The sequence below is a fragment of the Ammoniphilus resinae genome, from assembly GCF_017873965.1.
Lineage (GTDB): Bacteria > Bacillota > Bacilli > Aneurinibacillales > RAOX-1 > Ammoniphilus_A > Ammoniphilus_A resinae.
This window is the reverse complement of record NZ_JAGGKT010000008.1, coordinates 134,024-156,698: the sequence shown is the minus strand read 5'-3', so window position 1 is coordinate 156,698 and position 22,675 is coordinate 134,024. Positions and strand designations below refer to the sequence as shown.

At 42.7% G+C, this 22,675-nt stretch carries 22 protein-coding genes; 9 read left to right on the top strand and 13 right to left on the bottom strand.

What is annotated here, in order from left to right; translation table 11 throughout:
- Positions 1-88: 88 nt before the first annotated feature.
- Complete coding sequence (locus J2Z37_RS14200; RefSeq protein WP_209810932.1) at positions 89-1,120, bottom strand: LysM peptidoglycan-binding domain-containing protein; 1,032 nt, start codon at positions 1,118-1,120, stop codon at positions 89-91.
- A 234-nt stretch (positions 1,121-1,354) separates the two neighbouring features.
- Here J2Z37_RS14200 and J2Z37_RS14195 point away from each other — a divergent pair, with 234 nt between their 5' ends.
- Together J2Z37_RS14195 and thiI are read left to right on the top strand one after the other, a co-directional pair.
- Positions 1,355-2,503: a cysteine desulfurase family protein gene (locus J2Z37_RS14195; protein ID WP_209810931.1), complete on the top strand. Its 1,149-nt coding sequence runs from the start codon at positions 1,355-1,357 to the stop codon at positions 2,501-2,503.
- A gap of 6 nt (positions 2,504-2,509) precedes the next feature.
- A complete protein-coding gene (gene thiI / locus J2Z37_RS14190) occupies positions 2,510-3,721 on the top strand; it encodes a tRNA uracil 4-sulfurtransferase ThiI (protein WP_209810930.1) in 1,212 nt (403 codons plus the stop codon).
- An 83-nt stretch (positions 3,722-3,804) separates the two neighbouring features.
- Here thiI and J2Z37_RS14185 read toward each other — a convergent pair whose 3' ends face one another.
- From J2Z37_RS14185 to J2Z37_RS14165, 5 genes are all read right to left on the bottom strand, one after another.
- A complete protein-coding gene (locus J2Z37_RS14185; protein ID WP_209810982.1) occupies positions 3,805-5,127 on the bottom strand; it encodes a ferrous iron transporter B in 1,323 nt (440 codons plus the stop codon).
- 59 nt (positions 5,128-5,186) lie between these two features.
- Positions 5,187-5,975: a FeoB small GTPase domain-containing protein gene (locus tag J2Z37_RS14180; RefSeq protein WP_209810929.1), complete on the bottom strand. Its 789-nt coding sequence runs from the start codon at positions 5,973-5,975 to the stop codon at positions 5,187-5,189.
- A 25-nt stretch (positions 5,976-6,000) separates the two neighbouring features.
- A complete protein-coding gene (locus tag J2Z37_RS14175; RefSeq protein ID WP_209810928.1) occupies positions 6,001-6,243 on the bottom strand; it encodes a FeoA family protein in 243 nt (80 codons plus the stop codon).
- 361 nt (positions 6,244-6,604) lie between these two features.
- Positions 6,605-7,429, bottom strand: coding sequence for a metal ABC transporter permease (locus tag J2Z37_RS14170; protein ID WP_209810927.1), 825 nt, complete (start codon positions 7,427-7,429; stop codon positions 6,605-6,607).
- A 21-nt stretch (positions 7,430-7,450) separates the two neighbouring features.
- Positions 7,451-8,191, bottom strand: a complete 741-nt coding sequence (locus J2Z37_RS14165; protein WP_209810926.1) for a metal ABC transporter ATP-binding protein — start codon at positions 8,189-8,191, stop codon at positions 7,451-7,453.
- A 228-nt stretch (positions 8,192-8,419) separates the two neighbouring features.
- On the opposite strand from J2Z37_RS14165, the gene J2Z37_RS14160 reads away from it, so the two are divergent.
- Entirely contained in the window at positions 8,420-9,547 is a 1,128-nt protein-coding gene (locus J2Z37_RS14160) for a two-component system sensor histidine kinase NtrB (RefSeq protein WP_209810925.1), read from the top strand.
- Here the strand turns inward: J2Z37_RS14160 and J2Z37_RS14155 are convergent.
- Entirely contained in the window at positions 9,544-10,776 is a 1,233-nt protein-coding gene (locus J2Z37_RS14155) for a hypothetical protein (RefSeq protein WP_209810924.1), read from the bottom strand. The genes J2Z37_RS14160 and J2Z37_RS14155 overlap by 4 nt on opposite strands.
- 104 nt (positions 10,777-10,880) lie before the next feature.
- On the opposite strand from J2Z37_RS14155, the gene J2Z37_RS14150 reads away from it, so the two are divergent.
- Complete coding sequence (locus J2Z37_RS14150) at positions 10,881-11,456, top strand: TVP38/TMEM64 family protein (protein WP_209810923.1); 576 nt, start codon at positions 10,881-10,883, stop codon at positions 11,454-11,456.
- A 66-nt stretch (positions 11,457-11,522) separates the two neighbouring features.
- Entirely contained in the window at positions 11,523-11,876 is a 354-nt protein-coding gene (locus J2Z37_RS14145) for a DUF3905 domain-containing protein (protein WP_209810922.1), read from the top strand.
- On the opposite strand, the gene J2Z37_RS14140 is transcribed toward J2Z37_RS14145, so the two are convergent.
- Positions 11,836-12,696, bottom strand: a complete 861-nt coding sequence (locus tag J2Z37_RS14140; protein WP_209810921.1) for an SGNH/GDSL hydrolase family protein — start codon at positions 12,694-12,696, stop codon at positions 11,836-11,838. The two genes, J2Z37_RS14145 and J2Z37_RS14140, sit on opposite strands and share 41 nt — an antisense overlap.
- Before the next feature lie 111 nt (positions 12,697-12,807).
- Here J2Z37_RS14140 and J2Z37_RS14135 point away from each other — a divergent pair, with 111 nt between their 5' ends.
- Positions 12,808-14,133, top strand: a complete 1,326-nt coding sequence (locus tag J2Z37_RS14135) for a pyrimidine-nucleoside phosphorylase (protein ID WP_209810920.1) — start codon at positions 12,808-12,810, stop codon at positions 14,131-14,133.
- Between the two features lie 94 nt (positions 14,134-14,227).
- Here the strand turns inward: J2Z37_RS14135 and J2Z37_RS14130 are convergent, their stop codons facing one another.
- Complete coding sequence (locus J2Z37_RS14130; RefSeq protein WP_209810919.1) at positions 14,228-14,632, bottom strand: GNAT family N-acetyltransferase; 405 nt, start codon at positions 14,630-14,632, stop codon at positions 14,228-14,230.
- 253 nt (positions 14,633-14,885) lie between these two features.
- Here J2Z37_RS14130 and J2Z37_RS14125 point away from each other — a divergent pair, with 253 nt between their 5' ends.
- Positions 14,886-15,056 carry a XapX domain-containing protein gene (locus tag J2Z37_RS14125; protein WP_209810918.1) on the top strand — a complete coding sequence of 57 codons (171 nt, stop codon included), beginning with the start codon at positions 14,886-14,888 and terminating at the stop codon, positions 15,054-15,056.
- A 94-nt stretch (positions 15,057-15,150) separates the two neighbouring features.
- Positions 15,151-16,302, top strand: coding sequence for a THUMP domain-containing class I SAM-dependent RNA methyltransferase (locus tag J2Z37_RS14120; RefSeq protein WP_209810917.1), 1,152 nt, complete (start codon positions 15,151-15,153; stop codon positions 16,300-16,302).
- Between the two features lie 189 nt (positions 16,303-16,491).
- On the opposite strand, the gene J2Z37_RS14115 is transcribed toward J2Z37_RS14120, so the two are convergent.
- The 3 genes from J2Z37_RS14115 to J2Z37_RS14105 form a co-directional block, all read right to left on the bottom strand.
- Complete coding sequence (locus J2Z37_RS14115; RefSeq protein ID WP_209810916.1) at positions 16,492-16,989, bottom strand: DUF2165 family protein; 498 nt, start codon at positions 16,987-16,989, stop codon at positions 16,492-16,494.
- A gap of 147 nt (positions 16,990-17,136) precedes the next feature.
- A complete protein-coding gene (gene zwf, locus J2Z37_RS14110) occupies positions 17,137-18,675 on the bottom strand; it encodes a glucose-6-phosphate dehydrogenase (RefSeq protein ID WP_209810915.1) in 1,539 nt (512 codons plus the stop codon).
- A 28-nt stretch (positions 18,676-18,703) separates the two neighbouring features.
- Positions 18,704-20,002: a bifunctional folylpolyglutamate synthase/dihydrofolate synthase gene (locus J2Z37_RS14105; protein WP_209810914.1), complete on the bottom strand. Its 1,299-nt coding sequence runs from the start codon at positions 20,000-20,002 to the stop codon at positions 18,704-18,706.
- 118 nt (positions 20,003-20,120) lie between these two features.
- On the opposite strand from J2Z37_RS14105, the gene thrS reads away from it, so the two are divergent.
- The gene (gene thrS / locus J2Z37_RS14100) at positions 20,121-22,049 is read left to right on the top strand and encodes a threonine--tRNA ligase (protein ID WP_209810913.1); all 1,929 of its coding nucleotides are present in this window, start codon (positions 20,121-20,123) and stop codon (positions 22,047-22,049) included.
- A 40-nt stretch (positions 22,050-22,089) separates the two neighbouring features.
- On the opposite strand, the gene J2Z37_RS14095 is transcribed toward thrS, so the two are convergent.
- Positions 22,090-22,671 carry a manganese catalase family protein gene (locus J2Z37_RS14095; protein WP_209810912.1) on the bottom strand — a complete coding sequence of 194 codons (582 nt, stop codon included), beginning with the start codon at positions 22,669-22,671 and terminating at the stop codon, positions 22,090-22,092.
- Positions 22,672-22,675: the final 4 nt, after the last annotated feature.

The following is a 22,675-nucleotide window of genomic DNA, read 5'->3' as shown; positions in this document are numbered from 1 at the left end:
AAGTCCTTGAGAGGCTTGCTCAAGGACAAATCCAAAGCTTTTATGAAGTGAAAAGTCCTTGATCCCCCTAAAAAAAGGGTTATCCCCCTTACCACCTCACCGCAGCTGCTACACGAATCGCCTGTTGATGGCTTACATCTAACTTTCCATCGTTATGTCTCGTGCTGTTTAAGAAGTGGATATCAAAGTGTCCGGCAAAATCATTATCCATAATGTATTCAATAGTAGAATGTGGCATGGAACTTGCGGAAGCTGCTAGTGTTCGCTCACCAACCTGAAGGAGAACGGGACGAACATTCCATGAATATTCACCATTCCAAACCTCTTTCATGATCGCGGCATCTTCTTTGGTGAGTGGTTCGGAATCGGCGTGGTTGGCACCAATTGTCCGTTTTACGTACCACGATTTTTTCGTTGCGACATCTGTCATTTTGGTTACGGTTCCAATCGGGAAGACATATTGGGCTTCTGTCCACCAATCCAACCATTCAACAGATGAGGAAGCGCTTACTTTGACAGGTACGTGATGGATCGCCACTTTTACTTTTTGTCCAATATTAAGAATGCTTGATTCAGTCATGTTATTGAGCTGCAAAAATTCCTGAAAGGGGATTCCGAATTTGAGGGCAATCGTCCAACCGGTTTCCCCTTTTTGTACGGTATAGGTTTGATATTCCACCCACGGTTTTGCTGCTGAACTTGAGGAAGTAGCAGGTACTACGGAGTCCACAGAAACACTCTGTTGAGGGATCTTCAACTCTTGCCCGATCAATAGGTTATTAAAATCAGTGATTTGGTTCAGCGCAACGATCTTATCGATGGTTGTCCCATATTTCTCGGCAATCTTCCACAGCACGTCCCCTTTTTGGATTTTGTAGGAAATTGTTTTTTCGGGAATAACTAAGGCTTGTCCAATCCTGATTTCATCCGACGTAAGATGGTTTGCTGCTTTAATCTGATCAACGGTTGTTTCATATTTCTCAGCAATTTTCCATAACATATCCCCTTTTTGCACTGTATACGAGTTGTTCTCGGCGCCAGCCACTGCGGTGCCAGACCAAAGTAAAGCAGTACAGAGAAAACCTGAACGAATCCATTTCTTCCACGGTTGTTTCATCATGTTGTGCAAATCCTTTCTACATGGTTTCCTTTTCCTTTCCTCATTGTACTATCAGGAAAGGTTTGGTTTCATTGTATAAATATTGGAAACCCAAACACTCCATTGCTATCTCTTTAGAACAAATTATGGTAACATAAATTTTAGGCTTTTTTTGTGGATCTAGGGAATTCTATACATAATCCTCTGTACGTTCTCCACAAATTATACCCGTCTTTTTTTCAGGAGGTGGTTTGGGTGGTTTACTTAGATAATGGGGCTACAACAGCGCCCTATCCTGAAGTAGTGGAAACTATGAAGGAAGTTCTTCAAACTTATTATGGGAATCCATCTTCCCTTCATCATTTGGGCGTTCAATCAGAAAAGGTATTAAAACAGTCCCGGGAATTGACTGCTAAGTTTCTTGAAGTGAGCCCTGGGGAGATTGTATTTACCTCTGGAGCGACCGAAAGTAATAATACGGCGATTAAAGGGATTGCCTTTCAATATCAAAATCGCGGAAAGCATATCATCACATCGGCTGTCGAGCACCCGGCTGTGCTCGATGTTTGTAAGCAGTTGCAAGATATCTTTGGTGTTCGCCTAACTGTGCTGCCGGTTGATAGCAAAGGAATGGTGAGGCTTGATGACCTAAAGCAAGCAATTACCGATGAGACGATTTTAGTTTCCATTATGTTTGTAAATAATGAAGTAGGAAGCATCCAGCCGATTCAAGAGATTGGAAACTATTTAAAAAGCTTTCCGAAGATCTTTTTTCATGTGGATGCGGTTCAAGCTTTCGGGAAAATTCCAGTGAAACCGGAAACATTGGGAATTGACCTGCTTTCCCTATCCGCTCATAAATTCCACGGGCCTAAGGGCACAGGAATCCTCTATGTTCGGAAAGGGACCCAATTAACCCCCTTGCTTGTTGGTGGGGGACAGGAAGCTAAATTCAGGCCAGGTACGGAAAATCTGGCGGGCATAGTAGGAATGGTGAAGGCGATGCGGCTCACCCAGCAGAAGCTGAAAGATCAACCAGATGCGTTAAAAAGAATGCGAAATCGATTGGTTGAAGGCTTGCAGGGATTAGAAGGATGCTATATCAATTCGCCTGAGGAAGGGGCACCACATATTCTCAACTTGTCTGTTCCTGGAGTGAAATCGGAAGTGTTGCTTCATTCCCTCGAGGACAAAGGCATCTATGTCTCTACGAAATCAGCCTGTTCATCAAAGCTGGACCGGCCTAGCCGTGTCCTCATGGAAATGGGCCTTGGCGAAGAACGCGCACGAAGTGCCCTGCGAATCAGCTTATCCTATGAAAATACAATCGATGAAATGGATTATTTTATTACTACGATGAAACAGGTTGTACCCCAGTTAAAACAAATGTTGAATGTGAGATGAGTTTAGATGGTCCAATACGATGACATATTGATACGATACGGTGAAATGGCCCTGAAGGGAAAAAATCGGGGAATGTTTGAAAAACAGTTGGCAGATAATATTCGACGAGGGATCCACGATTTCCCAAAGGCAAAAGTGGAAACAGCCTATGGAAGAATGTACGTGGCGTTAAACGGCGAACCTTATGATGGAGTAGCGGAAAGAATAAAAAAGATTTTCGGAATTACCTCTCTTAGTCCAACCAAAAGAGTCGAGAATTTTACACTGGAATCCATTCAGGAAGCTTCCCTTTCTTTGATGAAAGATATTGATCCAGCACCTAAAACGTTTAAAGTAGAAGTAAAACGCACGAATAAACGTTTTCCGCATCGTTCCATGGAAATGAATCATCTGGTGGGAGGATTCATTCTGAAAAATATGGACGGGATCAAAGTTGATGTCCATCAACCGGAAGTCCTGTTGAAAGTAGAAATTAGAAATGAAGGTGCTTTTCTTACCTGTGTGAATGTTCCAGGATTCGGTGGATTACCCGTAGGAACAGGCGGAAAAGCGATGCTTCTGTTATCGGGGGGAATTGACAGTCCAGTTGCTGGATGGTTAACGATGAAAAGGGGCATGCGGATCGAGGGAATTCACTTTGAAAGCCCGCCCTTTACAAGTGAACGAGCTAGGCAAAAGGTGTTAGACCTTGCTGGGATTATCAGTGAGTACGGAACAGGGGAAATGAGAGTTCATATGGTTCCCTTCACAGAGATTCAAACGGAAATCCGTCAGAAATGTCCCGAACATTATTTAATCACTATTATGCGGAGATTTATGATGAGGATCGCTGAGGCTATTGCAAAAAAGCAAAAGGCGTTGGCCTTATCTACCGGTGAAAGTCTTGGACAAGTGGCCAGCCAGACCATTGAAAGTATGCATACGATCAACAATGTGACCAACTACCCCATTCTTCGCCCGCTCGTGACGATGGATAAATCAGAGATTATGCAGATCGCCCATAAAATAGGGACATATGAAACATCTATTTTACCGTTTGAGGATTGCTGTACGATTTTTGTACCGAAGTCACCTGTGACCCGACCGACAGTGGAGAAAGCCAGTGAATTCGAACGTGTGTTAGATATCGAAAGGCTTGTACAGGATGCCGTGGAACGGACGGAAGTCGTTAAAGCTTCATCCAAAAAGGAGGAACAGGAGCAATTCGATTTATTCTGATCAAAAATAAGGAAAGAGAAATAATGAAAGCCTGCAAACGCAGGCTTAAAGTTTGTTCTTCTGTATATGGCCCATAAAGAATTTTATACCCAGCCGAAAAATCGTACAATTTGGGCGACTAGGAAGGTAACTCCAACAGCAATACTCGTGGGGATTAATACGGCCAACAGCGTCCATTTTTTACTTTTTGTTTCTTTAGCAATGGTATAGATCGTTGTTCCACATGGATAATGCAGCAAAGAGAACAACATCATATTCAAAGCTGTTAACCATGTCCAGCCATGATTAACCAAAAGATCTCTAAAGGAATTTAGGCTATCAAATTCCATCATGCCACCCGAAGCCATGTAGCCCATGATAAGAATGGGGAGGACAATTTCATTGGCAGGAAGTCCTAATATAAATGCCATAAGGATATAGCCATCCAGACCCATCGCATAGCCAATGGGTTGGAGAAAATTCGCGATGTGGGCGAGAATGCTGAGTTCACCTAACTGAATGTTTCCCAGTAACCAGGTAATAACGCCTGCCGGAGCGGCCACAATCACGGCCCGGCGCAATACAAACCAGGTCTTATCCATCATGGAGCGAAGGATTGTTCTCCCAAATTGGGGTCTTCGATAAGGCGGAAGCTCTAAAGTGAAATTAGACGGAATTCCCTTTAAGGCTGTTTTGGATAATCCCCAAGCCACTGCAAGGGTAACAGATATCCCAATCAATACGAGCACAACAACCATGGCCGCAGCCACGATGGTACTGTATGCAGACCCTACTGCTCCGCCCATAAAGATGGCAGCCATCACAATCAGGGTAGGCCACCTGCCATTGCATGGCACAAAGTTGTTCGTGAGGATCGCAATCAATCTTTCGCGCGGGGATTCAATAATGCGGCAAGCAATGATTCCAGCTGCATTACAGCCAAAACCCATGGCCATTGTTAAGGATTGTTTTCCGTGTGCTCCCACACGTTTGAAAAATCGATCCATATTGAAGGCTACCCGCGGTAAGTATCCATAATCCTCAAGAATAGCAAAAATGGGGAAAAAGATCGCCATGGGGGGAAGCATAACGGCTATAACCCAACCCACCCCGCGAAAAAGCCCAACGGTTAGTAAATCGTGCAGCCAAAGTGGTGTTCCTAACCAAGAGAGAATGAAGGACAATTGAAGTTCAGCCCATCCGAAGAACTCTCCAAGAAGCCCGGAGGGCACATTGGCACCAGCAATGGTAACCCAAATGACTACGCCGAGCATAATGAGCATGATCGGATATCCAAAAATTCTTGATGTCAGAATATGATCTATTCGGTCATCACGATCAAACTTTTTATCATTATGACCTTTCGTTACTTTTTTCGCGATTTGCTCCGAACGGGAATAAATTTCTCCAACAATTTGATCCCGCATAGGTGAGGCCTGACTGATCAGTTGAGACTGCCTTCGCTGGACTTGGCTTTTGATATCTTTCAACCGAGAATAGCTGACTTCGGACACGGTTCATTCACCCCCATCTTATGATTCTCTTGAATTTCCATCAGATACTTTTCAATAGATTTTAGAATAGTTTCATCGTCATCAATCAATCGAAGAGAAACCCATCTGCTGTTAATCGTACTGCCCTGAAGCAGATGTTTTACTTCCGGTTCAATTTCGGCAATGGCTCGCTCTATTTCTTCGCTATAGGGTTGACGAACAGGGTTACAGATTATTTTTCCCTCTAGGACATCTTCGATCGTTGTTTTTAGCTTTTCCGTTCCTCTGTTGGATCGTGCAGACATGCCAACTGCGGGTACACCCAGCAGTTTAGACAACTGCTTTAGATCAATATCAATCCTTTTCCGTTCCGCTTCATCCATCAAATTCACACATACTATTACTCGGTCTGTCATTTCAAGAACTTGCAAGGCCAAATTCAAATTTCTCTCCAATGAGGTTGCATCCACCACAACCAAGGTGAGATCAGGTTCCCCAAAGCAGATAAAGTCGCGAGCCACCTCTTCATCAGCAGAATTAGACAACAGGGAATAGGTTCCTGGCAAATCCACAATCGTGTAAGATCGGTTATTGTAGTCAAATGAACCATGTGCTTGGGATACTGTTTTTCCCGGCCAATTTCCTGTGTGCTGATGCATCCCTGTTAATGCGTTAAACAGCGTGCTCTTTCCTACATTGGGGTTTCCCGCAAGGGCAATGATATACTGGTCATTAGACACAATATTATATTTTTCAAGTCGATCAGTTTTACAGCATGACATGGATAACGACTCCTTTCATTCTCATCTATAAGCGATTAATCAGGATTTTTGAGGCCTCTTCCATTCGCAAACCGATTGTTGTCCCTCTTACACGATAAGCTGTGGGGTCACCCGCTGGACTTCTTCTAACGGCTTTAATGAGGCTATTGGGTACCAACCCTAGATCTAATAATCTTCTTCTCATCACGCCTGACACTTCAAGCGAAACAACTCTTCCTTCAGCTCCTATAGGCAAATCATAAAGTGAGATCATTTCTTTATGGTCCATTTTACCTTCACCTTCTTTGTCACGCCCACAACTGTTTCCTGAGGGCAAAATTTAAACGAAAAAAATTTCCCCATCCTTGTTTCCTATTCATATTTTACCATGAAACTTGCAATAAGGACAATAAGTTGTATTAGGGAAACTGTTTTTGTGATTTATATTATGTTCATGAAGTTATTTTGTGACTATGGTTATGCCTACGATCTGGGTCTTGTCTTGGACAATTCAGTCTGGATCAGTCAAAAGTAAAAAAATCATTAACTTACCTTTTAGGTATGTCAATGATCTTAATTTTCATGTCTATATATGGTTGATAGGGTAAATTCGTTGTAATTTGGTATGGGGTACTGTTTTGGGCAAAGGGCTATTTTTTCTTTAGGACAAGTACGCAGAGTAAAATGATGACGGCGAAAAGGACAATAGTCCCGCCTGGAGCCCAATTCAGGTAAAATGATAGAGACATACCGCCTAAAACCGCCAATTGGGCAAATAGAATAGAAATCCAGAAGGTCTGAAAAAAGCTTCGGGAAATTCTTAAAGCTGCAGCAACTGGGAGCGTAATCAGGGCTGAAACAAGCAAAATTCCGACGATTCTCATGGAAATAGCGATCGTCAGTGCTACCAGGAGGCTAAACACCAAATTGACAAATCTCTTTTTAATCCCCGAAATCTCTGCATACTCTTCATCAAAAGATAAGGCGAACAGCTCCTTATAGAAAACAACAATGGTTAAAAGGACAATAATCCCGACAATTGAAACCGTCCACAGGTCACCGCGGCTGATGGCCACTACGCTGCCAAAAAGATAGGAGAATAGATCCACATTAAACCCGTTGGCTATGCTGATTAGCACGACCCCAAGGCCAATTCCCGCAGATAGAATAATGGGAATGGCCAATTCCTGATAAAATCGGTAGGCTTTGCGCAGTTTTTCAATAAAAAGAGAGCCTAAAACAGAAAAAAGCATACCCATATACATCGGGTTAATCGGTTGAAAGAAGCTTAGGTTTTTCTGCAAGAGGATCCCCGCCGCTAGGCCTGATAGCGTGATATGGGATAGGGCATCTGCCATTAAAGACAATCGGCGGACGACCAAAAAAACACCTATTGCTGGACAGACAATCCCAACCACCATGCCTGCCAGTAAGGCATTGCGTAAAAATTCATATTGTATAAGAAGCTGAAACATGGATTAAGCCATCCCCTACCTTTAGTCCTTTTGTTCTACAGGATGCATGTGTGATCCGTAGATGTTCTTCTGGGAAGCCCCGAAATCTCTTGAGCTTCCATGGAAATGAATTTTTTTATTTAAGTAGGCAACCTTGGTAACATGATCGGTCATCATTCCAATATCATGTGTCACCATCAATAAGGTCATATTTTGTTCTTGGTGTAACTTGCCAAGAAGCTCGTAAAAACGTTCCACAGACTCTGTGTCGACACCGACCGTAGGTTCATCGAGGATCAATAGGGAGGGATCAGAAACAAGAGCCCGCGCGATAAATGACCGCTGCTGTTGGCCCCCTGACAACTGCCCAATATTCCTTTGGGTAAATTCGCTCAACCCTACTTGCTCAATGGCATCAAAGATTTTCTCTTTATCCGCACGGGAAAGTTTGGTGAAGAGCCCCAATTTCCCATACAAACCCATCGAAACAACTTCGTATACAGTGGCAGGAAATCCACTGTTGAAGCTATTTGCTTTCTGTGATACATAGCCGATTTTATACCGTTCCTTAAAGCTAGAGATTGGCTGGTTAAACAGTTTTACCTGACCGGAATCAGGTTTCAGCAATCCTAAAATTATTTTTAACAGGGTGGATTTTCCAGATCCGTTTGGTCCGACTAATCCAACAAAATCTCCTTTTTCTACAACAAAATTAATATTTTCCAAGACGACATTTCCTTCATAATGAAAGTTCACATTCTTGCATTCAATAACCATTTCCATCGGGGTGCACCGTATCAGGTGTTTCCCTCCCGTCTGTTAAATTATGAAATAAAGGGGTCAGGCCCCGGTTTATTTTATCACACGTGACCAGCTTTTTTAAGTCTAGAAATCAACTAGGAATTTAGCACTATCATTTCTTGTTGTGAAGGGATTTCATCTTTTATGTCGAAGATTAGTTTTATGTCAAAGATTAAGTTAAATTATCGGATGGAATGAAGGTGCCGAGTTATGCTTTCTACAGATCGGTCTTGTCGGGAACAGCTTTGTTCATTTGCCAATAAATATGTATGTGAAGTGTTAGGTTCATCTCAAAATTTGCAGCACATGATAGAAGAGCGAAAGGATGAACTGGTTGAAGGATTGCAACAAGCCTTTTTGTTTTTATTAGAAGCGATTGAAGATGAGCAGATTTCAATGGAAACCATTGCTTCCTTTGCACAGCGTTACGCAGAACACTGGATTATTTATGTGCATGATGCCGAAAGATTAATTCGTGATAGTACTGAGCTGGGGAACCGCTTCCGCCATGAGATTATTTACCCTTTTTTTCAGGGAGAGAAACAGGAAAGAGCTTTAGAAATTACCAATCTATTTGTTGATGAATTCACGATTCGGTTGTTCAGGGAAAAACAATGGGAATTGGAACGGTTGGAAGTTGAAAAGTTTAATGCGATTGGAAACATGGCTGCAGGGATGGCACATGAGCTACGAAATCCAATTACAAGTATTAAAGGATTCCTGCAATTAATATACGAGATGCACCCGCATCCTGAACAAATCCGTTCCTATTACAATATTATTGAAGATGAAGTCAAACGGCTTGATTATATTCTCGATCGTTTTCTTTCTTTATCTAGACGAAAGAACCTCTCAATGATTAGAAAGTTCGAAGAAGTGAATATCAGGAATGTCCTTGAAAAGTCTATTTCTCTGTTTGAATTTGAATTTATTCGGCTTGGAATTGAGCCCATCATAACGTTGACACCTGACGCCAACATGCTTGGAAACAGCAAGGAATTGGAACAAACTTTCATTAATATTATAAAAAACGCTTGCGAGGAATTCCAGCAGGTGCCTGATCAAAAAGAAAAGGTACTCAAGATAACCTGTCAAATGGTCGATGGGAAGATTTCGATCATCTTCTTTAACAACGGGAACCCCATTGAGCATAAGGACTTAAAGAAAATATTCAACCCTTTTTATTCCACGAAAGAAAATGGAACAGGGTTAGGCTTGGCCATTTGCAAACAAATCATCGAAGCCCATGGCGGTAAGATTAATATATTTCCAGAGCCAAACGGCACTGTCGTGGAAGTGAAGCTCCCCAAACATACAAAAGAAAGGTCAGCTACTTAAAGCTGACCTTTCTTTTGTGTTTTCGTTTCCGAGGAGAAAAAGGAGGATAGGGTCATACCGGATAACCCGATGAAAATCAAAAGGCTTGTGATTAACAGCAGGATCCAAATCCAACTTTGTAAGGGATAGGCCAGCCATTCGAGCAGGCCGGCAAAAAATAAAAACAGGATCATCCCAATTGACCCGCCAAGCATGAGGATAATTGAGCTATTGCAATAAGCAGATATTTGTCTCTGGTCTTTGCCAAGATAATACATGAGAAAGAGACTGACAAAGCCGATTAGAGTCAGATGTAAGTATCCTAAGATAACTTGTCTGCTTCCATAAATCATAGTGGCCATCTCTGGGTAGGCTCCCACCGATTCCATTACTGCTTTAACCCCCAAGCTTAACAGGGATATATGCAGGAAGATCGCTGCTGGTTTGCCTTTGGCAAGCTGTCCTAGTGGTTTCCATACGAGAGATAGGAATAATCCCCCACCTATCAGCTGAAACAAGGCTCCGGCGATTCCTAACCACTCCAATAATGGGGGAAGATTAAACCATAGAATGGAAGCGAAAAAAGAAGGCAAAACACTGCTTGTCTGGGCGAGATATTGCCAACGGACAATCTTGGCAGGGACCTGGATCTGGGCACGATCGAGCATATGATAACAGGTTCCCATGATGATAAACGTAAACCAACCGTTGTATTGTAAATGAAGATAAAGATAAATAAAGGTATCGAATAATTTCGTATGCGCTAGTCCAAGCGAGCTGACAACGGCTAATCCCCAGGGTCCTACGGACGAAAAGGCCATAAAGAAAACCCCAGTCCCGAAAAACAACTGTAAGTGGGGAGGAAGATCTTTTCTTCTGAATTTGATATACAGTGATACGAAGTAATAAGACAGCAAAATATGCAAGGTTGAAAAGGCAATGGAGAACGGTGCATATCCCTGCAAACTAAAGGAAATCAACATACCGATAACAGCGACATGGGTAAGGTAATAAAAGACCCGGATCCGCTTTGTTTCCACCAATTCTTTCGGCAAGACATACCTGAACAACAGTGAAATCAGCGAAAAATATACCCAACCTAAAAAGGCGACATGGGAATGGGCATGAACAAGGTGTGTAAATTGCCATTGAGGGAAGATTGGGGCAACCATTTTCCAGCGTAAGACAATGCCGATGATAAGGATTATGAAGAAATACATAATGGCTGAGCGAATCATTTTATTTATCATGATATTTTACCTACTTTTCAGGATGGAATTGGAATTTTAATGATAATACAGTTAAAATACATGATGTACATGGTTTGGTCAACTAGGATAGGGGGGAAATGACATTGGATTGGTCGGTTAAGGATATTCAGACTGTATTAGATACATATGAGGGAATGGGTCCTATCGTTGCCATTTCATTGCCTTTCCTGGAAGCCTTTTTCCCTATTCTCCCTTTATTCGCCATTGTTGCGGGAAATGCCGCAGCCTTTGGCTTATGGCCAGGTTTCATCTACACTTGGATAGGGGCTTGCAGTGGGTCCATAGCGACCTTTTGGCTGGTGAGGAAGTTAGGGAAAAAGTGGACAGCCAAACTGTTTAAATATAAGAGTATCGAAAAAACATCCCATTGGTTTGAGAAGCATGGTTTTTCCGTTTTGTTTTTTTTGCGCTGTCTTCCTTTTTCTCCTTCAAGCTTGATTAATATCATGGCGGGCATATCATCGCTTCCTTTTCATACCTATTTTTGGGCCACTGTGTTAGGAAAGTCAGTCATGATATTTATACTTTCTTTCATAGGATATGATCTGCCTAAACTAATTCACGAGCCATGGAAGCTCGTTTTCATTACAGCATTTGTTGTTGCCTTATGGTTTATTGGAAAAAAGGTCGAACGGCATTATTTGGTTCATCCGAAATAAAGTGTATATTTAACGGCATCTTGCAGTAAACTAAACCTACTCTTTCGAAGAGAGGGGGGTTTTTCTATGGGCAAGAAGAAAAAGAAAATGAAGCTGAATTCACCGGTTATGGAAGACACCATCCCACATCAAGTTAACTCTCCAGCCTATCAGGATGCAGATCCGGAGATGAGGGAACCTTTTGTCAACGAACATGGTGTGGTTATCGGGGACAGTCATTATAATTCACCAAACTCTCCCCTTAACAATTGGAGTATAGATACGGATCCCGAAATCATGGCTGGGGACCAATGGGTACATCCCACCAATGATATTGGCTGGAATTCGACGGAAAATACTGAAATGGCTGATGATGGGATTAATCCCCAAGGGGTGCCTTTTACACACCCGACCAGAGATGTAAGCTATTTAAAAGATTAGCAAGTGCAGACCAAAGAACTGATACCCATATCATCGGGGTCGGTTCTTTTTCTTCTTGTGTGGCGATTTTCTCTGCAACTAGGATGGAAATTAGTTTCTGACCATAATCAGATGGATGGAAATCCTGATTAGGCAAATCCAGTGGAAACATCGAATAATCCCCAGTCAGAAAAGAAAGGGACATCGCCGCAGAAAATACAGTTGCCAAATCAGCCACAACAAATCCCTGTTTTTTGGATAGCTCTACAAGCTTTTTATTGCTTTCGATTACCGCCGTGTTAATAAATTCTCCCGCCATTCCCGGGATGGGGATATAATAGTGATTAAGAACAATAATTTGAGCCTTGCTCTGCTGTTGAATATAATCAATTACCCACTTTAGATTCTTTATGTACTGATTCATAATTTTTTTACTTTCGTTTTTTAAGAAGTCCAACTCATCTTCATGGAATGGTTTCCCCTCAAAGATATAGGGGAAGATTACCGGGTTACGGATAAAATCATTAGCCCCGATTTCCAAGGTGATCCAATTTGCTTTTCGGATGTGTTCTTGCCAATCGGGGTGCTCGTTTAAAAAGAGGATAAATTCGTCAGAGGTCAAATTCGTGATCCCTAAGTTCACGACCTCCCAGTTTTTTTGCTTAGCAAGACGGTTGGCAAAGGAAAAGTCATAGTCAAATAAATGTTCCTCTGTCCCGTCACGGTGATATCCAGCAGTAATAGAATCCCCTAGGGCAACATACAATGGATTCGTATTTGCAAGACAAACTTGTTGACCGACTATAAACCAGATCATTAATCCAAGGAAGATCGTACGCATGGAAACACCTCCAGTCCATTTATGAAGAGGGGAAATTTTGCATTTGGGAGGAATTGTACTTTATTCCATCCTTACCTATTTGTGTTTAAATTAATCAAGGGAGGCAGCAAAATGAGAATGGTTGATCTGATTCGGAAAAAAAGATATGGAAAACAATTGTTGAAGGAAGAAATCGATTTTATTATTAAAGGTTTTACAAACGGTGAGATTCCAGATTACCAAATGTCCTCCCTTGCAATGGCTATTGTTTTAAATGGAATGAGCGAAGAAGAAACGACAAATTTAACCATGGCGATGGTTGATTCGGGAGAAATATTAGCTTATCCAGATATTAAAGGGGTTAGAGTTGACAAGCATTCTACAGGCGGTGTGGGGGATAAAACGACCTTGATTGTAACCCCGCTGGTCGCAGCTATGGGGGTGCCAGTAGCTAAGATGTCTGGTCGCGGGTTGGGACACACTGGTGGAACAGTTGACAAGCTAGAGTCTATTCCAGGATTTCGAATTGACCTTACACCTGAACAATTTGTTCGCCAGGTCAATCAATCAAAAATCGCACTCACTGGACAAACGGGTAATCTTGTCCCCGCTGACAAAAAATTTTATGCTTTAAGAGATGTTACCGGGACGGTCGAATCCATCCCCTTGATTGCCAGCTCGATCATGAGCAAAAAAATCGCTTCTGGTTCAGATGCCATTGTCTTGGATGTGAAAGTAGGCTCAGGCGCTTTTATGAAGGATCTGAATTCGGCGCGTGAATTGGCAGAAATCATGGTTCACATTGGAAATAATCTAGGTAGAAGAACCATTGCTGTGCTCAGTAACATGGAGCAGCCTTTAGGCTTTGAAGTAGGAAATGCAAACGAGATTAAAGAGGTTGTAGAAATTCTACGAGGTAAGGCAGTTGCCGATCTGAAGGAATTATCGTTGACGATCGCCTCACACATGGTTGTTGCAGGGGGAAGATGCGGGAATTTTGCAGAAGCCTATCAAGCGGTTAAAGAAGCACTCGAGTCTGGAAAGGCACTGGATAAATTCCGGGAGTTTGTCAAAGCTCAAGGCGGAGACCCGGCGATCATAGATGATTTAGGAATACTTCCGCAAGCTAAGCACCATCTTGAGGTGAGGGCGACCCGGGCCGGTTATGTTCAGTCCATTGATGCAGAACAGGTGGGAGTTTCTGCCATGATGCTGGGTGCCGGCAGACAGAGAAAAGAAGATTCGATTGATTACGCCGCTGGAATAACCTTGCATAAAAAGGTGGGAGATCAAGTGGTGGTTGGTGAAATAGTATTCACCATGCATACCAACCGAGAGAGTTGGGAAGATGCTGAAGGGTTGTTGAAACAAAGCTTTACAATTTCGGAGCATCCAGTAGAGGGCATTCCCGTGATTTTAGATGTTGTGGGAGTGGGGCTTCCCGCGAGTGAGGGTTGAAGACCGATGCCCTTTGGAAAATGTGGGAATGGTCTCATCGGGTTATGAAGACCAAAATACCCTTTGAAAAATGTGGGGATGATGTCCAGCGAAGTTAGAGCCTTTTCTCAATCAAATAAGTGGTCAAATATGGACGCTTAATGGCGAAACCCCAATGTTTAAATACAGCAAACGCTTGTTTATTGCTTCGGTGGACCATGCCGCGCATTGCGATAGCGCCTTTTTGCCTAGCATGTTCAATGATAGCGGGGAAAAATTTGCCGGCAATCCCCTTGCCGATATGTTTCGGGTCAAGGATCGCAAGATCAACAAAAAAAATCTGGTCTCTCAGTCTGTAACATAAGTATCCTACTAAGTCATGATTATCCTCGCATAAAACCAAAACCTCTGTTGCAAGATTTAATCTTCTCCTAATTAAAACAGGTTCAACCTGGAATTTATGCAAGGCTAAGGCGATTAAATAGGGGCCATCACTGTCCATCCATTTCCGTAAATACATGTGCCACACTCCTTTCTTTCCCGCATAGCGAAAGTATTGAATTTGCATCCTTATCGAAGCTTTTCTTAATGCATTCTATTAATTTAAAAATCATTTTGCTTGGATCAAAGTGGAATTTAGAATTAGAATACTTCTAAACTAGTAATTGCCGCTTTTCGGAAGAGGATCAGCAAATAAGAATTTGTTGCTATTTTTTCGCGCGTCGGGAAAAACTAGATATAGAGGTTCTTTTGCAAAGGATGTGTCAAAAAGAATGAAGGAAGTACTGTTATCTTTATTGGCTGGAATTATTGTAGGAGTGATTTTTAAGTTGATCAAGCTGCCGATTCCGGCTCCGCCCGTGTTATCTGGGGTAATGGGTATCGTTGGTATTTATTTTGGAGGGGTGCTTGTTGGATGGATAAAGGATTGGTTCGCAAGGTGATGGATTGGGTTTGGCATCGAAAGATGCAAATAGTATAATGTTTGGCAGGAATTGAAAAGCAGATGATAAACAACGAGGAGAGAGAAATTAAAACATGTCTAATGGAAATCAGGTTGAACTGATCGCCACCGCTACCTTTGGTTTAGAATCAGTTGTTGCAGAAGAAGTGAAAGAATTAGGGTATCACAATCTCACGGTTGAAAATGGAAAAGTCACTTACCAGGCAGATCTCATGGCTATTCCAAGATCCAATTTGTGGTTAAGAACAGCAGACCGTGTTCGTCTTAAAATAGGTGAATTTGAAGCAAAAACCTTTGATGAACTTTTTGAAAAAACAAAGGCTTTACCTTGGTCAACATGGCTGCCTGTAGATGCAGAGTTTCCGGTTGAAGGGAAATCGGTGAAGTCCACATTATTTAGTATTTCCGATTGTCAAGCGATTGTAAAAAAGGCGATCGTGGAGCATATGAAGGGGAAATATAAAAAAGAATGGTTTGAGGAAAACGGTCCTTTGTTTCGTATTGAGGTCAGCATATTAAAGGACATCGCAACCCTTACCATCGATACAAGTGGCGTAGCTTTACATAAAAGAGGTTACCGGACCTTGATTGGCGGGGCTCCATTGAAGGAAACCATGGCTGCCGCATTAATCCGTCTTTCCCGTTGGAATCCGGATACGACCCTTATTGATCCTTTTTGCGGATCAGGAACGATTCCAATTGAAGCAGCGTTGATCGGCCAAAACATCGCACCTGGGATGAATCGAGAGTTTGCTTCAGAGGGGTGGCCGAGCATTCCCAAGGAATTATGGCGAGAAGCGAGAAAAGAGACCCATGATCTGGCCCGTTACGACCAACCACTGGATATTATCGGGACCGACATCGATGAAGAAGCTCTAAAGCTCGCCCGGGAAAACGCCGAAGATGCGATGGTTCACGATAATATTCATTTTCAACGATTACCTGTTGCTGAACTTCGGACGAAAAAGAAATATGGGAAGATTATATGCAATCCGCCCTATGGTGAGCGGTTAGGAGAGCAAAAAGAGGTAGAAAGGCTTTATCGGGATATGGGGAAGGTCTTTGCTACTTTGGATACCTGGTCCTTTTATGTGATCACGTCAAACGAAAATTTTGAGGAATTGTTTGGCAAGCAGGCCAGCAAAAAGCGCAAACTCTATAATGGGAATTTAAAAGTCGATTATTATCAGTTTTTTGGTCCGCGACCACCTCGTAGGGAGAAATAGGGGGGCTCATAACCCGATGAAGTTCAATCACCTGGATTCCAAGGAACGGATTGAACTTCATACCCCCGATGAAGATCAATCACTGGGATTCCAAAGAACGAATTGAACTTCATACCCCTGATGAAGTTCAATCATCGGGATTTCAAGGGTCGAATTGATCTTCATAATACCCCGATGAAGTCCTTCCTATCAACCTTCTTTTAACATTAAAGCGAGCAGAGCGATACCAATATAAGTCGTTAAACGAAAGGCTGAATCTAGCCCATTCCAAATTTGACTCTGCCACATGGCAAACCACTCGCCGCCGATCACTTGAAAACCGAAAAACCATAGTGAGATTCCGACGAGAAGACCAATAATTCCCCATTTTTTTTCTTGATGGAAAGTCGTATTGGATGATTTCAGATGACGTGCCATTCGATAGGATCCATATAAGCAGGCAAATGCTATAAACCATTCAGTCAGGATAATCAAATAATAGGCGGTGAACTGTAACGTGGGGGAGGTGATGGCACGATACATCAGTGAGTTACCTTCAAAGGTCGTGTCCATACTGAGAACGTGTTGTATAAACATGAGATTGGAATTAAAATCTGTTAGATTTCCAAATGCAACCAATAAAGCATAGAATCCGAAAAATAAAACGAGAGCCGTTTTTGTTAGGCGAATTACTACATTCGTATCCATAATATATCCTCCCCACCCACTCTTTTAATTATCTAGCAAATCTATCTTTCTTAAAACCATTCGTGTTGGAAAATTCTAGGTGGGGTATATATATTATTTTATAGAGAGGGATGGTTCCATATGACCACCCCTTCTATGGCTATAAGGTTAATAAACCATCACTTTATTCGCTTCTTCTTCTTTCGTTCCATGAACTGGCCACCACTTGGTATCATCCTGTTGCAGCATTAGGTTGGACTGCTGTGGTCCCCAGGTTCCAGCAGGATATGGCTGTAATTCGGAAATTTCATCTGCCCATGCTTTTGAAATGGGGTCTACAAACTTCCAAGCCAGTGATACTTCATCCCACCGGGTAAAGAAAGTGGAATCGCCTTCAAGGCAATCTTGAATCAACCGTTCATAGGCTTCCGGGGAATTGAAGCCTGCCTCACAGTTCTGGCAAAAATCCATCGCGATTGGAGCTAAAATGCCGTCTGTTCCGGGTTTTTTGGCGTTAAGTTGGAAGCAAATTCCCTCCTGGGGATAAATTCGAATACTTAGTAAATTGGGTTCTAGGTTTCCATGTTTATTAAAGTAAAGAATGTTAGGCAAACTTTTAAACTGTACAAGAATTTCTGTTGCCTTGACCGGCATTCTTTTTCCGGTACGAATATAAAAGGGAACTCCTGCCCACCGGAAATTATCAATAAACAGCTTGGCTGACACAAATGTCTCAGTCATGGATGCCGGGCTGACTGATGGTTCTTCCCGGTAGCCAACTACTTGCTCACCTTTGATTGAGCCAGCCACGTACTGACCCCTTACAACATGGGCCGCTACTTCTTCCTGTTTATACCTTCTCAGGGAACGCAACACCTTCACTTTTTCATCGCGAATAGCTTCTGTTTCCAAACGGCTGGGCGGTTCCATCGCCATCATCATTACCATTTGCAGCATATGATTCTGCACCATATCGCGAAGGGCACCCGATTTTTCATAATAGCCCGCCCGTTCCTCCACCCCAACAGTTTCACTAGAGGTAATTTGCACATTGGAAATATAACGATTATTCCACAAAGGTTCAAAGAAGGCATTGGCAAATCGAATGACTTCAATATTTTGCACCATTTCTTTTCCTAAATAATGGTCGATCCGGTAAATCTCTTCCTCGCGAAACACTTGTGAAATCGTGTCATTTAATTCTTGGGCAGAGTGAAAATCACGGCCAAATGGCTTTTCGATGACAAGGCGGTTCCAGCCTTTAGCGCTTCGCAGCTCGCCATCCTTAATGTGTATCGTGACTGGACCAAACAACCCAGGGGCAATCGATAAATAAAAGATGCGATTTCCTTGAAGGCCGAACTTACTTTCCATTTGCTCTGCTCGTTCTTTAATATTTTGATAGGTTGAACCTTGGGTTAAATCGGCACTAGCGTAATCGAGGTGTCCCGCAAATTTGTCCCACTCCGTTTGCTCGGACCCTGAAAGGTGGCCAAATTCCTTTAAGGAATCGAGAACCAATTGTTGAAAGGCGGAGGTGGATAGATCTTTTCTAGCCACGCCAAGAACAGCAAATTTTTCCCCTAAAATCCCTCGCTTAAAAAGTCGAAAAAGAGCAGGGAATAATTTGCGCCTTGCCAGGTCTCCGGTAGCCCCAAATAAAATAATCGTTGATGATTCGGTTGCATTTAAAGATTGCGTATTCATAAGTCCCTCCATTAACCGATACTAACATTTAGCTTTCCACAAGTGGATTTATTCTATCACGAACAAGTTCCGTGGCTTCTGCCAGTAAAAACATTGAACCGGTAAAAAAGATTCCTTCCTCGGGGGACGCTTTTTCCTGTGCAAATGCATAGGCAGAAGATAAATTGGAAAAAGAAAGAGCAGTAATCCCCATACTTATAGCAAGTTCAACCGTTTCCTGAAGCTGTGCAGGGGACTGCAGTCTTTGCTGGTTCGAATGGGGGGCCAGCAGACAGATCCCGTTAAAAGGCACAAAGTAGTGGAGGATCTTTGGTAATTTTTTGTTACTTGAAAAGCTTAATATAAAGTAGTGGTAAGAACAACCCAGTTCTTTAACCGTCTCACAGTAACGTCTAATCTCCTCCTCATTATGAGCGCCGTCAATAACAATGAAGGGTTGCCGTGAAACGATTTGAAATCTTCCAGGAAGTTCGGCACACTGCAAACCATTAATAATGCTCTGGGAGGGGATCGTTAAGCCCAGATCTTTAAGCAGGAGTGCGGCCTTAATGGCAAGAGCGGCATTTTCATATTGAAAATCTCCATTCACCTGCAGACGGAAAGGAAGCTTAATTTGATCCTCGACATAACGCATTGAACCATGCTCTTGCCGTAGGCTAAATTCTTCTTCCATGGTGAAAAGGGGTGCCTGTTTTTGAACTGCTTCCTGCTTTATAATTTGTAGTGCCTGCGGGTCTTTTGATCCGGTAATGATTGGTTTGCCTGTGCGGATCACCCCTGATTTGTCATAAGCAATCTCTTCAATGGTTTCTCCCAGCAAGAATTCATGATCCTTATGTACATTTGTTATAATGGACAGGGAGGAGGGTAGGATGGAGCAGGGGTCTGCATATCCTCCGATTCCGGACTCAACCAAAATGATATCGACTTTCTCCTCTAGAAAAAGGACAAGCCCGGTGATAAGAAAAACATGGTTGTATTTTGGAAGCTCCGATGATGCTAAAAAGTGGGGCAAAAGCTCATTCATCTTCAACAGGATTTGATTTTCAGAAAGGCTCTTTCGATTGATCTGAATTCGTTCGCTGAAGCTGTGAAGATGTGGGCTCTGGATCAAGCCGACGCGATAACCGGAGTTCTCCAGTATTGAGGATAGGAATTGGCTCGTTGATCCTTTTCCACAGGTGCCCGTGATAACGACGAGGGGAACGGGAAGGTCTAATAGATCTAATTCTTTTAAGTACTTTTTCACCTGTTCATGGCTTGTATCTTTTTTTTGCTGAACGGGTCTATTGGCTATTTTGTTTAGAAATTCGATTGGATTCATCATGATTCATTCCCTTTAGTCATTTGTTTAACAAAATTATAGCATCAAACGCGGGTAGCTTTTCTCTCATTTTTTCGGTATGATGAGGAAATGATGAAAGAATTAGAAGAGGTGTCGAAGCATGTCAATGGTAAAGGTTGAATTACAAGACGGCAGTATACGTGAAGTAGAAGCCGGTATTAATTTGCGCGATTTAGCTGGACAAATTTCTTCCAAGTTAAAGAAAGAGGCCGTTGTAGGAAGTATAGATGGGAAGCTGGTTGAAGTTACAACACCTATAACGGATTCCTGTAAAATACAGTTGTTCACCAGTGAGGACTCTGAGGGCCTCGAAGTTTTACGTCACTCTACGGCGCACCTAATGGCTCAGGCGATCCAAAGATTATGGCCGGAGGTTAAGCTGGCTATTGGACCCGTGATCGAGGATGGCTTCTATTATGATATGACAGGCCGTACCTTTTCCTCTGATGAATTCCCGTTAATCGAGAAGGAAATGCAAAAGATCGTAAAAGAAAACTTGAAAATTGAGCGGAAAGAAACCAGCCGAGAAGATGCCTTAGAATATTTTAAACAAAGAGATGATAAATACAAAGTTGAAATAATCCAGGACCTTCCGGAAGGCACAACGCTTACTTTTTATACCCAGGGTGAATTTACCGACCTTTGTCGTGGACCGCATGTTCCTTCAACAGGGTATATCAAAGTTTTTAAACTCATGAACCTGTCAGCTGCTTACTGGCGCGGGGATGCCAAAAACGATTCCCTTACCCGTATTTACGGAACGGCTTGGCCGAAAAAAGAGCAATTGGCTGAATACTTGGAGCGTCTTGAGGCTGCAAAACGACGCGACCATCGAAGAATTGGGAAAGAACTGAAAATATTCGCCACCACTCCTGAGATTGGGCCCGGTTTGCCGCTTTGGCTGCCAAATGGCGCAAAAATTCGCCGCACGTTAGAGAGATACATTGTCGATCTTGAAGAAAGACTGGGTTATTCACATGTTTACACTCCGGTTTTGGCTAATGTTGAATTATACAAAACCTCAGGACACTGGGATCACTATCATGAAGATATGTTCCCGCCAATGGAGATGGAAGGGGAAAGTTTCGTCCTCCGTCCGATGAACTGTCCACATCATATGATGGTGTATAAGCAGGAAAAACGAAGCTATCGTGATCTCCCAGTTCGCATTGCCGAGCTTGGCATGATGCATCGTTATGAAGCATCTGGTGCGGTATCCGGTTTACAACGGGTTCGTGCAATGACCTTGAACGATGCCCATATTTTCTGCCGTCCAGATCAAATCCAAGAGGAATTCAGCCGGACGGTTCAATTGATTGAACAAGCTTATAAAGACTTAAACATTACGGATTATTGGTTCCGTCTTTCTTATCGTGACCCAGAAGATAAAGAAAAATATGTGCAGAACGATGAACTGTGGGAAATGGCCCAGAGCATGCTGAAACAAGCGATGGACAACCTTGGTTTGCCGTATAAGGAAGTAGAAGGGGAGGCCGCTTTCTATGGTCCTAAGCTCGATGTACAGGTAAAAACAGCGATCGGAAAAGACGAAACATTGTCTACCGTCCAATTGGATTTCTTGTTGCCTGAGCGTTTCCAATTAGAATACATCGGTGTTGACGATAAGCCGCATCGTCCTGTCGTTATCCACCGTGGAATTCTTTCGACGATGGAAAGACTAACCGCTTACCTCATTGAGGTGTACGAAGGTGCTTTCCCGCTTTGGTTAGCACCAAACCAGGTGAAAGTCTTGACAATCTCGAATGAATTGGATGAGTATACCAATGACGTCGTAGAAAAACTTCAACGGGCTGGAATTCGTGTGGAATTGGATAATCGTAATGAAAAGATCGGATATAAAATTCGCCAGGCGCAGTTGGAAAAAGTTCCATACATGGCTGTCATCGGAAGAAATGAAGCGGCAAATGGACAAATTGCAGTCCGCAAAAGAGGCGAAGGCGATCTTGGACCAATGGATCTTGCTGACTTTATTACCCGGTTGGTTGAGGAGAATGCGGAGAAGAAATAGGAAAGAAAAAACCGGGCTGTGCCCGGTTTTTTCTTGTCCGTTAATATTGATAGAAATTCTTTCTCGTATTCATTTCTTCTTTAATGATATACAGAGCTTCTTTAAACCTAGCGGCATGGACTAGTTCACGTTCTCGTAAAAAGCGGAGTGTATCTTGAACCAAAGGATCATCTGTAAGGGAAATAAGATGTTCGTAGACAGCACGGGCTCTTTCTTCTGCAGCTATATTGGATGTCATATCGGCAACCGGATCACCGACATGTTTTAAATAATCTGCTGTCCAGGAATTCCCCGATGGATTCACGTAAAACAAACCATTTTCATGCTCTACATAATGCGAGGCAATGCCTAGTTCCCGTGCTTGCATGGGTTTAATGCCCTTCAATAGTTTTCGAATGGTTACACCAATGATTTCAAGATGCGCCAATTCTTCGGTCCCTACATCGACCAAGAGCTGGCGTGCTCGTTTGTTCTCCATGTCAAATCGTTGGTTTAAATATTGCATGGCAGCAGCTAATTCTCCGTTCGGCCCACCATATTGGGCAATTAGAAGCTGTGCCATACGAGGATCTGCATAGGACACTTTGGCGTCGTATTCCAAATTTGCTTCATAGATCCACATACTC

Excerpts from the sequence above, each read along its gene's own strand:
- J2Z37_RS14200 (WP_209810932.1), bottom strand. The coding sequence starts at position 1,120 with ATGATGAAACAACCGTGGAAGAAATGGATTCGTTCAGGTTTTCTCTGT.
- thiI (WP_209810930.1), top strand. The coding sequence starts at position 2,510 with ATGGTCCAATACGATGACATATTGATACGATACGGTGAAATGGCCCTG.
- J2Z37_RS14185 (WP_209810982.1), bottom strand. The coding sequence starts at position 5,127 with ATGCGGGATCAAATTGTTGGAGAAATTTATTCCCGTTCGGAGCAAATC.
- J2Z37_RS14180 (WP_209810929.1), bottom strand. The coding sequence starts at position 5,975 with ATGTCATGCTGTAAAACTGATCGACTTGAAAAATATAATATTGTGTCT.
- J2Z37_RS14175 (WP_209810928.1), bottom strand. The coding sequence starts at position 6,243 with ATGGACCATAAAGAAATGATCTCACTTTATGATTTGCCTATAGGAGCT.
- J2Z37_RS14170 (WP_209810927.1), bottom strand. The coding sequence starts at position 7,429 with ATGTTTCAGCTTCTTATACAATATGAATTTTTACGCAATGCCTTACTG.
- J2Z37_RS14165 (WP_209810926.1), bottom strand. The coding sequence starts at position 8,191 with ATGGAAATGGTTATTGAATGCAAGAATGTGAACTTTCATTATGAAGGA.
- J2Z37_RS14160 (WP_209810925.1), top strand. The coding sequence starts at position 8,420 with ATGCTTTCTACAGATCGGTCTTGTCGGGAACAGCTTTGTTCATTTGCC.
- J2Z37_RS14155 (WP_209810924.1), bottom strand. The coding sequence starts at position 10,776 with ATGATAAATAAAATGATTCGCTCAGCCATTATGTATTTCTTCATAATC.
- J2Z37_RS14145 (WP_209810922.1), top strand. The coding sequence starts at position 11,523 with ATGGGCAAGAAGAAAAAGAAAATGAAGCTGAATTCACCGGTTATGGAA.
- J2Z37_RS14140 (WP_209810921.1), bottom strand. The coding sequence starts at position 12,696 with ATGCGTACGATCTTCCTTGGATTAATGATCTGGTTTATAGTCGGTCAA.
- J2Z37_RS14135 (WP_209810920.1), top strand. The coding sequence starts at position 12,808 with ATGAGAATGGTTGATCTGATTCGGAAAAAAAGATATGGAAAACAATTG.
- J2Z37_RS14130 (WP_209810919.1), bottom strand. The coding sequence starts at position 14,632 with ATGTATTTACGGAAATGGATGGACAGTGATGGCCCCTATTTAATCGCC.
- J2Z37_RS14125 (WP_209810918.1), top strand. The coding sequence starts at position 14,886 with ATGAAGGAAGTACTGTTATCTTTATTGGCTGGAATTATTGTAGGAGTG.
- J2Z37_RS14120 (WP_209810917.1), top strand. The coding sequence starts at position 15,151 with ATGTCTAATGGAAATCAGGTTGAACTGATCGCCACCGCTACCTTTGGT.
- J2Z37_RS14115 (WP_209810916.1), bottom strand. The coding sequence starts at position 16,989 with ATGGATACGAATGTAGTAATTCGCCTAACAAAAACGGCTCTCGTTTTA.
- zwf (WP_209810915.1), bottom strand. The coding sequence starts at position 18,675 with ATGAATACGCAATCTTTAAATGCAACCGAATCATCAACGATTATTTTA.
- J2Z37_RS14105 (WP_209810914.1), bottom strand. The coding sequence starts at position 20,002 with ATGATGAATCCAATCGAATTTCTAAACAAAATAGCCAATAGACCCGTT.
- thrS (WP_209810913.1), top strand. The coding sequence starts at position 20,121 with ATGTCAATGGTAAAGGTTGAATTACAAGACGGCAGTATACGTGAAGTA.
- J2Z37_RS14095 (WP_209810912.1), bottom strand. The coding sequence starts at position 22,671 with ATGTGGATCTATGAAGCAAATTTGGAATACGACGCCAAAGTGTCCTAT.